This is a genomic window from Bacteroides sp. MSB163 (genome assembly GCF_036416795.1).
GTDB classification, from domain to species: Bacteria; Bacteroidota; Bacteroidia; order Bacteroidales; family Bacteroidaceae; genus Bacteroides; species Bacteroides maternus.
The window spans coordinates 1,713,123-1,723,708 of record NZ_CP143867.1 but is presented as its reverse complement, the minus strand read 5'-3'; the positions used below and the strand labels follow the sequence as shown (position 1 = coordinate 1,723,708).

The following is a 10,586-nucleotide window of genomic DNA, read 5'->3' as shown; positions in this document are numbered from 1 at the left end:
GAAGGTTTCTATTTTATAACTATCAGATCGCCTTCCGCAAACCCAACTGTTATATGTTTCACCTGAAAAAGACTTATTTCTTTCAGATCTTTCTTTAACTCTTTCAGAACTTCCACCAGGCCGTTCAGTACTTCCTCCCACGGAATTTCGCTGGAAAGTTGCAAAGCATCACAGTTCCTTTCTCTCGGATCGAAATCTTCTTCACAGGCCCAGTCATCATTTTCCACGTCATATTGTTTAGAGCCTGTCAGTTCGAGTGTATAGCAGCTCTGCCCATTTTCTTCGACAGCTTCCCACAAGTTGAAGTTCAATGCAATGATGTCATTAGGCAGGGTTTCGTATTCAGCAATGAACAAAAGCCACTGTTTTACAATGGCTTTTACTTTCTGTTTATCAAATACCTCCATAGGGGTACAGCAGATCCGAAAGTCCGGTTTACTTTCATCGTTCCCCAATATGGAGAATAGTCTTTTAAAGATATTACTCATTCTTAATCAATTCAAAAGTGTAGCTTCCTTACTCAATGACATCATTGATATGATATGACTACAAAGATAATGACAAATAATAAATAAATAATATCTTTGTTACCATACTACATAAATAACCTTTTAGCTGAGAAAAATGTTTTATCCGGACATAATTAAACATTAATAGAAGACGTTATCTCTTTTTCTTCCAAATATAGATATGTGCCCCTACCGTTGCATATAGGCGACTGGCATCCATTTTGCCGGTATACAGTTCATCCATCGCGGCTTGCAGTTCATCATTGTCAACTTTCGGTTTTCCGATTTCGCCTCCCACAAGACCGGCATCCACGCTTAAACCTATTACTGAACTCAAACGATATTCAAGTCCCACCGTAAAGTTCCCGCCTAAAGCATTTGCCGTAGCATTAATTTTGCCTAAGCCATCTGCTTTAAGAGTTTCTTTATAACGTAACCATCCCCATCCTACTGCACCGTAAATGGTTAACTTCTCCCCTAAAACCCATCGCCCGGTAAACTGAGGAGCAATATACAATAATCGTCCTACGTCTTTCATCTCCATCGTTTGAAAACCGTCAGTGAGAGACATTGTCTCTTTGGCGCGAAACTGCTGTACCAGCACTCCCCAACCCCAACGGTTGTAATAACGAGACATGCCTACTCTCCAATCAAGTCCTGTGGACATATACGATGTCCCCTCAACCTCTTCTGTGGAGACAATATGCCCTATACCTACACCTCCAAAGACGTAACCGATGGGTTGTTTACTCCAGTCCGTTCCCTTACGTGGCTGTGAATTTACTTCCTTTTCGGATTGCGTCAGACTTTTGTTTATTTCCTGAGCATGAAGAGAGAATACTCCCAGAATGCTGATTGCTAATAGAATGATTTGCTTTTTCATATTTTATGTATTAGTTTTATGTTTCAGTTCTCACCTTCAGGGGGATATACTATTGTCCAATTTGCCTGTTCCATATCTTCTAATGAAACCCGATAACGATGAAGAATAGGAACGTATTTGCGAATTGTATCACAAGGTTCAAACATATATCTACGATAGATTTCACGATCCATAATCAGAAATTGCATACAAGGAACAACGTTGAAATCAGCTTTCCAGCCTGTATCGTCTACACTCTCTATAAGAGATGACAAACCTTTGGAGACTCCAACGGCCCCAACTGAACATAAAAATAACGTGTCAGCAATTGTAAGATTTCGATCTCTATATTCTTGGTAAACAATATCTCGTTCTGACTTATTAACAAGTGTAATGTATTTCTCGCTCTGTTCCGGACATGCCGATAATATGCATGACAATAAACATAAGGCAAGTATTCTTGTAATTCTCATAACATTAATAGTTAAGTAATTTATTGAGAACTGTTATTGATCACATAAAGTTCTCATTCCTTTTCCTTAGGGGGATATACTATTGTCCAATTTGCCTGTTCCATATCTTCTAATGAAACCCGATAATGATGCAAAATAGGAACATATTTGCGAATCGTATCACAAGGTTCACCCCGATATTCATCATAGTTTTCTTTATCCATAAACAAAAATGTCATATAAGGGCTCAAGTTGAAATCGGCTTCCCAACCTGTATAATCTACACTCTGACAAAGATACAACGAGTCTTTCAAAATCGTAAAGACTATACCTTGACAAATGTAGGATATGTCATTATTCACAAAATAATTATCGTTGTCTGCCTGAAAAACAACATCTCGCTCTGACTTGTTTACCAGTTTAATGTATTTCTCGCTCTGTTCCGGACATGCCGATAATATGCATGACAATAAACACAAGCCTAGTATTTTGGCAATTTTCATAAATTTCATAATAAACAATTATAAATAAATATTTTATCGAGCACTACTATTATAGATTCCAACACCAATAGGACCAATAACAGGAACCGACCATGATACATAATCATACCATTTTTCTTTTATTCTCAAACTATTTATGGCCTCCCTGACTTGAGGATTATGATAATCATGATATCCACGTTCTTTGCCAGTACGATTAATATCCAACGGGTTAACAGCAAAATTCCATCCAATATTATTTCCTTTTAATATTTCATTTACTATAGATATTTTCAAAAAGGATAATTCCACTTACTATAAGGAGGCCACATTCTGATATCACGCATGGTGGAAATAGGTGGATAGTACAAGCAGCCATTTAAGTACCTCAAATCTTCAACACTGACATCATATCGCTGCAAAATATTATAATTCTTCTGAATTATATTCCAATCATACATATTTACTGTATCGGTAGCTAATATAAAAATACGCATCGTATCAATACCCAAGTACTCAAATATTTCATCCCAATCTGGTATTTTCCCTACCCCGCCCATATCGCGTTGTTTCCCTTTAGGGATTTTGTGAAGAAGATTAAGAGCATCTATATTCGGAAGTATCGTATCCGCATCTGCCGTAGTTTGTACTCCTCCCAACAATACAGATATATCCTGTACTGATTCGTTTTCTAAACATAACCGTGCTTCGCCTTTTTCAAGACAACTATCGCAAGAACCCAATAACAATAAACATAATACAGATTTTAATATTTTCTTTCTCATACTGTTTAATATTTTAATTTAGTACTCACCGGTTTGTAAGTTGGGTTTTTATCTTCATCCCATGATACATCATAATATTTTTGAAAATATTCTTTTCCTCTTCTGCTCGCATTCATTTCATAAGGCTTCTCGAATTGTTGCCTGCAACCCAGTATTGTCCACTTTTAGTTTCCCTATTTCGCCTCCTATTAAACCGAGATCTACGCTCATACCTACTACCGAACTCAAACGATATTCAAGACCCACTGTGAAATTTCCACCTAAAGCATTGGTTGTACCACTGAGTTCCCCCAATCCGCTTCCTTTCACTGTCTCTTTATAGCGCAACCACCCCCAACCGATTGCGCCATAAATGGTTAGTTTCTCTCCTAAAATCCATCGACCGGTAAATTGAGGGGCAATATACAATAACCGCCCTATATCATCCATAGCCATAGCACGTACACCATCATAGAAAGCAACTGATTGCTTGGAACGATTGCTGTACAAGTACTCCCCATCCCCAACGATTGTAGTAACGAGACATTCCCACTCTCCAGTCAAGTCCCGTAACGTAATTAGAAGCAGCCAGTCCCTCAACCTTTTCTACCGATGGAATATATCCTATGCCTGCACCTGCAAAAACGTAACCGATAGGTTGTTTATTCCAGTCCGTGCCCTTACGTGGCTGTGAGTTTACTTCCTTTTTGGATTGCCTCAGACTCTTGTTTATTTCCTAAGCATGAAGAGAGAATACGCCCAAGATGCTGATTGCTAATAAAATGATTTGTTTTTTCATATTTTATGTATTAGTTTTATATTTCAGTTCTCACCTTCAGGGGGATATACTATTGTCCAATTTGCCTGTTCCATATCTTCTAATGAAACCCGATAACGATGAAGAATAGGAACATATTTGCGAATTGTATCACAAGGTTCAAACATATATCGGGAATAAGTCTGCTCATCCATGATTAAAAATTGTATGCAAGGGGTGTAATTGAAATCGGCTTTCCATCCTGCATAGTCTAAACTCTCTATGACAACCGATGTCCTCTTTTGAATTTCTACGGCTCCAACTGAGCATTGAAATAATGCATCACTAAATGTATGACCAAAATCTCTATACTCTTGGTAAACGATATTTTGATCTGATTTATTGACAAGTGTAATATATGCCTCACTTCGTTCCGGACATGCCCATAACAAGCATGACAATAAGCATAAAGCTAGTATTTTTATAATTTTCATAATATAGGTAATTAATGTGTATAAAATAGGGCACTTTATCGCGAACTCTTGCTGTTATAAATTCCAATACCAATAGGACCAATAACCGGAACCGACCATGATGCATAATCATACCATTTTTCTTTTATTCTCAAACTATTTATGGCCTCCCTGACTTGAGGATTATGATAATCATGATATCCACGTTCTTTGCCAGTACGATTAATATCCAACGGGTTAACAGCAAAATTCCATCCAATATTATTTCCTTTTTTAACATTGGTATAATATTGATCCCCCGTTTGATAGAACCCAGAAACATGCCTATTAAAATATAAAAATGCCCTAGCATTCGCATCCTGTTCGTGAGGCTGATATTTATGTTCCCCACTTCCGTCAGCACTCATCAAGCTCGGTATGCCTATTCTGGATAAATATCCCCACCCCATCGATTGACTTTGCAGGTAGTGCCCATACTCATGTTGGAATACCGAGTTATTCGGATCAGCCGAAATTGTACGATCACCAATAATAAAACTACTCAGAGTTACTGCTTTTTGTCCCCAGTTATTTCCGCTCATTACAGTTGCTCCTCCCCAGTAATCCACATTATCTACTTGACCGACATGATTAGATATATGGGCGTAAGTATGACCTACCATAGTCTGAGGTAATTGCCAAGTAAAGCGGCTTAAGAGTTCCCAGGATTGTCCCCAAAAACTCTTACGCTTATCAGTCGTAAATAACCCTCCATACATCTTTGCCTCATTTGTAAAAGTGCTCCATATCGTTTTTATAATATTTTTCTTTTGGAAAATAGCTTTCCAAAAACCTGCAAATATTGAAAAGAAGAACTCTCCATCTTCATCAATATACCTTAATGGATTATTCAAGCAATAAGAATACCTATTATAATTCTGGCTCGAATACGGTTCTTGCAACTGCGGATCAGGAGACAGGAATCTGCCTATAACCGGATCATAAAGCCTTGCATTCATATTAATCAAACCAAAGGCAGTCAGATGCTCATGCCCAGTATAACCTCTGCCCAAGAATAACGCAGGTTCTGTGCCAACTGCATATAAAGCCTGATTAACAGGATTTCTTAATCTGCCCCACGCATCGTAACTCAACTCTTGCTTGACTACACCGGAGGAATTAACAATGTGGGTAATGTTACCCAGATAATCCCCACACAGATAGTAAACAGCCCAAGCCCCTGAACCTTCTTTCACATACACTGCTGCCGCTGAATATGCATCGCCGCCAAGGTACAGAATTTCTTTTGAACCCGCAACTCCTGTCTCGAATTCATATTGATTTCCCCAATAATATTTATTGAGTTGAACTTGATTGTTCTTCTTCAGATTCATTTTGACCCTATTACCTTCCCCATTATATGTAAATGTTGCTACATAACCATTCTCAGTAATAGTCGTCGGCCTTCTTAAAGCATTATAGGTAATCTGTTGTTCCCGAAGTGGAACTTCCGTACCATAAGGAGTAATCGAAGCTATCGCATAAGGTTTCTCATCATTATACACAAAAGCTCCCACATTAGATATATTGGTTATATTTCCATTGTTACTGTAAGCAGCCGTTTTTCCGGCAAAGCTTGTTAATCTGTTCAGATTGTCATAGCCAAAGCTCTCCTGAATGTTCCTCACATTGTCTTTTCTCCAATTCAGATTGCCCGTCTTAGCATTAAAATTATATCCGGAATTCTGAATAACAGTAGAACCGTTTTTAACTACCCTACCCGTTGGAATTCCGTTTGCATCATAAGAATATGTACGGGTCAGAATACCTGTGCTTACACCGGTCGTTAATCCTAATGAGTTTTCAGCAGTTAACTTCCAGATGGATGTCGAGTTATTAAGTTTCACTTCCGAAAGATTACCATAGGAATATGTATAGTTTTCAGTCACAATACTGCCGACATTGGAAGCATACGCCAAGCCTGATATACGCCCACTCGCGTAAGTAAATGTTTTTTCGAGCCATTTTCCATCCACATTCGTTTCTTTCATAGTCTTCAGCCTCATCAAAGCGTCATAAGTATAGGTTTTAGACGTCCCGTTTGAACTTACCTCAGATTCTATGAGATTGTCAGCATTATAGCTGTAGTTTATTGTCTGTCCGGCAACCTCCTTTTTTGTTAAACGATGAAAATTATCATAAGTTTTCTTCGTAGTATTTCCATTGGCATCAGTTTCCAGAACTCCATTCCCCATAGCGTCATAACCGTATTCGATTAGTCCGAAACTTGGGTCATTCATCGTAATTCGTCTGCCAAAATCATCATACCCGAATGTAGTTGTAATCTGTCCCGGAGCAATTACGCTATTCATCTGACCGTCCGGTCTATAATTATAGGCAGTGGTACCTGCGGGGTCGGTAACTGATATTATATTTCCGGAAGCATCCTGTTTTTCTGTTTTTGAAACACCATCTACCACCGAAGTTACGCTTGTATTAGAGTATGAAAAAGTGTCCTCCTTACCGGATGCATATTTTAATGATATGACCCTATCATTAGAATCATAAGTATATGTATTCCATTGCGCAGGAGTGGCTCCCTTGAACGGTACGGAAACTTTAGCCAACCTCCCTCTCTCGTCATACACATTATCGGTATAAATATAATTTCCATCAAAGCGTTGTTTTCCACTTCTTACTTCCCTCCCTAAAGCATCATAATAAGTCCGGGAAGTCGGAGCACCTGTGGCAGAAACGGTAGTAAGCCTTAAAGCTGAAGCCGGAGCCGTAGCCCAAGAATATGAAGTAGTTTCTACAGAACCATCCGGAGAGACAGTTTTTACTTTTCTACCCCAATCATCATATTCGAACGTGGTTTCCTGTTCTTTATGATTTTTTACAGAATAAAGTAATCCCTTTGGATTGTACGTATACGTACTCACAAAATTCAAAGGAGTCGTTTTCTTTATGACCCTCCCATAAGAATCGTATTCATACAGCGTTTTTAAGCTAGTAGTAGCTCCATACTCTTTCAGAAGTTCCTGAGTAACCAGCCCATCTTTATATAAACGAGTGACTTGAGAGGCTGATTTCCCGTTTACATAATTCACTGTAACAATCGGAAACTGATTCTTTTCAAATACAGGTATGTAATTTCTGCCGACCCATGTTAAACCATCTTTTGTTTTAGTGGTTACCTGATCATATAACAGTCCTATTCTATAAGTCGTGCCATTGTCTATGTTATGATAAAACTTATCAGTTGTTATCGTGAGACCATCGCTGTAAACAGATGTTTCTTTCGTTACATTACTATAAACATCATAGACGCAACTGGAATTTACTGACACGTTTTTCAACTTATCTTTTTCTTCCTTACTGCTCGAAAACATCCTGATTAGCTTATTTGACAAAGTAACTATATGATAGTTATAAGACGATTCCGCCGTTGGAGTGACCACTTGAGTAATGAATCCGAATTTCATGGGATCAAAAGTCTGTTCTGTCTGAATTCCTCTGTTATTGTCATATATCCTAATTTTCCTGAACCCACAGAAGCCTAAGCCTTGACGATGCGCAACAGCATCATTATAATAATACGATACAGAAGATATATATTTACCATTATAAATAGAGTATGCATTACTCACCATATTAACGTCTATATACAGCTTATTATATGGGAAACCTACATTATAGTCAGATGTCGTCCAATACATACTGCCATTAGTAAGATTTTCATAATCAAATTTCTCGATCACTCCATAACTGTTAATCATGCCGGTCAGCATTCTTCCCCGGGCATCATTACGTGTAAAGGAAATTGGAGTGACAGTGGCATCTTTAATACTTAGCAATTGGCTGGTCCTACAACTATAACCATCTCCTATAGTTCCTGTTATAAAATGAGAATCAGAATCTACAGTCACTTTTGCAGATTCGGCCACAGTATTCAGTTTACCGTTCCGGTTCAGATGTACACTGATTTGAGTTCCGGATTTTACAGCTAAATCGGGAAGTTTATCACCATTCAGATCATGAAACAGAAACTGATAATTGGTATCGGAATTAGATAAAAACTCAAATGTGCTGCTTACAAATCCACTGCCGGTTGCCAATAAAACAGTCCAGGTTTTATATGTACTATTGTAATGAGTAACCCCATAAGGGATGGGCCTAATACACCGAGTGGTCGGTCCAAGAGGCTTGTTGATGTCAACCTTGCCATCATTATCAGGAAGAAAATCATCTTTTATTGTCGAATTATCAATAATCTCACCCCTACAGCCACTACATTCACCACAAGGACGTTGTTTCATTTCAACCCAATAATCATTCCTTTTAGGACCTAAAAGAAAATCCGTGAGTCCGTCACCATTAATATCCTCAACCAGTAATTCTCTTTTTGAACTACTTGATATATCCGTGTTCCTGATGCCGCTTGTATATGCAATCTGCACAAAAGTGCCTCCCTGATAGGAGTGAATATAAGTTCCACTTCCGTTTATGAGGCAAATGTCCGTTCTCCCGTCCCCGTTATAGTCGACGGCAAAAAGCGCATCTTTAAAATAATCAAATAAGAATGGAGTTTGATCATATATCTTAGTCCTTGATTCCAAATTAAACATAGTGGTTCTTGACCATGTCCTGGTTTCTCCTTTCGGAAGTTTGTTGCCCGAAACGGCAACCAGTTCCATCTTTCCATCTCCATTGAAATCTCCGGTAATGAATAATCTGGGGACGGCACTTTGCCTGCTGCCTTCCGCAAATGTTCCTTCTAATAGGAAAGATGCATTCCGGGCTGTCATATTCTTATCATAGGTAGTGATATCTACTTTGGCGCTGTTCTGATCATGCAGCCAATAATTAATTCTAACCAGTTCATCATTTCCATCACCATCTATATCAACAGGATATAATTTCTGGAATCCATTACCTGCCTGGATTTTTACCGGTGAGCAGAAATAGTCGCCAAGATTCTTATAAACCAACAGATTCTGCGCAGGATCATATCTACTTCCATACAGACAATTCCCTTTACTATCATGAGCCGTGATGCCATAAGATTCAAAATTAGGATAGGCAACGAGTCCCTCACTCCGGGTAAGAGAATTAAATTTACCTTTATGCAAAATAAGGTCGGGAGCCTTACTGTTAGCAAAATAAGTTTCAAGAAAAGCCGTGCTTGTCTGGAAACGACTTTCATCAGACTCACCTCCATAATAGAACATCAGCGGATTAACTTCTTTGCCATTCGATTTAAGACTGATTTTAGACAAGAAACTATATATACTTGTGTCATAACTCAGCGTATAAGTACTAAGAAGCATTGATGATTGATAATATGTATCTATCTTCGACAATAATTTACTATCCTTCATCAACCGCCCTGCTATATAGGAAGATTGAACATCATTTCTTGCCTGATAGGTAAACTGTATAGCACCATATTGAGTAGAGTTACTGCCATATTTGATCTCGGTGACATAATAGACGTTATTATCCAACAGATAAGTAAAATCAATATACCCTCCGAATGCATCTACACTTTTAGTAATCGGGTAAGTAATTTGTGCCGATGTATTGGTGGGATATCCAAAAGTTACTTTCTTTCCATCCGGATACCAAACATCAAAATAGTATTTTCCTGATGGTGCATAAAATGTAACTTTCACATTGCCGTGCTCTGTCTGATAATTGATTTGAGAAGTTGTTTCTGATATCTTAATAAGCCTACTTCCATCTAATGAATAGGCAGAATTCTTATCTAAACTAGCTGGTTTTGCATTACTTCCATCATAATAATAATTTGAATTACAAATAGATATATAGGATAATCCTCCTATACACCACCCGTATCCGGCAATACTATTCCCCATCAGACTATTATAAGATAAAGCAAGAGCGGGTTGGTGTCCGTTTTTCCCTCCATATATTTCAATAGGTACACTGTATGTGAGTGAGCCATTTTCTATTCTCGATTGAATAGGAATTTCACCTACTGCTTTTGCCCGGTCTATTTCTACCGTGCTTGGCAATTCGGGCAGGGATGGAGGCGCCGGCAAAAGAGGATCTAACGGTTCTAATGGATCTAACGGATCTAATGGTTTCAACGGGGGGGTCAAGAGAGGGGCGTCTAACGGAAGAACTTTATTTCGGACATCACCATCTTCCGACGACAACTCATTGACTTCTCTCACTACTTGATACAACCCGTCCGCATCGGCCTCTTCCATAAATTTATCTTTTGATAAATCTATAACAAGAGAGTCCCGATCTACTGAAATCTGGGTATATCCTGACAAGGA

General features: G+C 38.4%; 9 protein-coding genes. All 9 read right to left on the bottom strand.

The window, feature by feature from the left end:
* Positions 1-8 precede the first annotated feature (8 nt).
* The 9 genes from VYM24_RS05930 to VYM24_RS05890 all read right to left on the bottom strand — a co-directional run bounded on the left by VYM24_RS05930 (position 9) and on the right by VYM24_RS05890 (position 10,514).
* Complete coding sequence (locus VYM24_RS05930; protein WP_291549956.1) at positions 9-488, bottom strand: hypothetical protein; 480 nt, start codon at positions 486-488, stop codon at positions 9-11.
* Positions 489-663: 175 nt separating this feature from the next.
* On the bottom strand, positions 664-1,392 hold the full coding sequence (locus VYM24_RS05925) for a hypothetical protein (protein WP_299094404.1): 729 nt from the start codon (positions 1,390-1,392) through the stop codon (positions 664-666).
* 23 nt (positions 1,393-1,415) lie between these two features.
* Positions 1,416-1,844 carry a hypothetical protein gene (locus VYM24_RS05920; RefSeq protein WP_291549953.1) on the bottom strand — a complete coding sequence of 143 codons (429 nt, stop codon included), beginning with the start codon at positions 1,842-1,844 and terminating at the stop codon, positions 1,416-1,418.
* 53 nt (positions 1,845-1,897) lie between these two features.
* Positions 1,898-2,335: a hypothetical protein gene (locus tag VYM24_RS05915; RefSeq protein WP_291549951.1), complete on the bottom strand. Its 438-nt coding sequence runs from the start codon at positions 2,333-2,335 to the stop codon at positions 1,898-1,900.
* Positions 2,336-2,359: 24 nt separating this feature from the next.
* Complete coding sequence (locus VYM24_RS05910; RefSeq protein ID WP_330941734.1) at positions 2,360-2,602, bottom strand: hypothetical protein; 243 nt, start codon at positions 2,600-2,602, stop codon at positions 2,360-2,362.
* The gene (locus VYM24_RS05905; protein WP_330941733.1) at positions 2,599-3,090 is read right to left on the bottom strand and encodes a hypothetical protein; all 492 of its coding nucleotides are present in this window, start codon (positions 3,088-3,090) and stop codon (positions 2,599-2,601) included. Before VYM24_RS05905 ends, VYM24_RS05910 begins: the two co-directional genes overlap by 4 nt.
* A gap of 117 nt (positions 3,091-3,207) precedes the next feature.
* Entirely contained in the window at positions 3,208-3,633 is a 426-nt protein-coding gene (locus tag VYM24_RS05900; protein ID WP_007216424.1) for a hypothetical protein, read from the bottom strand.
* A 258-nt stretch (positions 3,634-3,891) separates the two neighbouring features.
* Positions 3,892-4,320, bottom strand: a complete 429-nt coding sequence (locus VYM24_RS05895) for a hypothetical protein (RefSeq protein ID WP_007216425.1) — start codon at positions 4,318-4,320, stop codon at positions 3,892-3,894.
* Positions 4,321-4,355: 35 nt separating this feature from the next.
* A complete protein-coding gene (locus VYM24_RS05890; RefSeq protein WP_330941732.1) occupies positions 4,356-10,514 on the bottom strand; it encodes an RHS repeat-associated core domain-containing protein in 6,159 nt (2,052 codons plus the stop codon).
* Between the last annotated feature and the right edge of the window lie 72 nt (positions 10,515-10,586).

What these genes read in the sequence shown, in the direction of transcription:
- VYM24_RS05915 (WP_291549951.1), bottom strand. Translation starts at nt 2,335, where the DNA reads ATGAAATTTATGAAAATTGCCAAAATACTAGGCTTGTGTTTATTGTCA.
- VYM24_RS05895 (WP_007216425.1), bottom strand. Translation starts at nt 4,320, where the DNA reads ATGAAAATTATAAAAATACTAGCTTTATGCTTATTGTCATGCTTGTTA.
- VYM24_RS05905 (WP_330941733.1), bottom strand. Translation starts at nt 3,090, where the DNA reads ATGAGAAAGAAAATATTAAAATCTGTATTATGTTTATTGTTATTGGGT.
- VYM24_RS05890 (WP_330941732.1), bottom strand. Translation starts at nt 10,514, where the DNA reads ATGGAAGAGGCCGATGCGGACGGGTTGTATCAAGTAGTGAGAGAAGTC.
- VYM24_RS05925 (WP_299094404.1), bottom strand. Translation starts at nt 1,392, where the DNA reads ATGAAAAAGCAAATCATTCTATTAGCAATCAGCATTCTGGGAGTATTC.
- VYM24_RS05920 (WP_291549953.1), bottom strand. Translation starts at nt 1,844, where the DNA reads ATGAGAATTACAAGAATACTTGCCTTATGTTTATTGTCATGCATATTA.
- VYM24_RS05930 (WP_291549956.1), bottom strand. Translation starts at nt 488, where the DNA reads ATGAGTAATATCTTTAAAAGACTATTCTCCATATTGGGGAACGATGAA.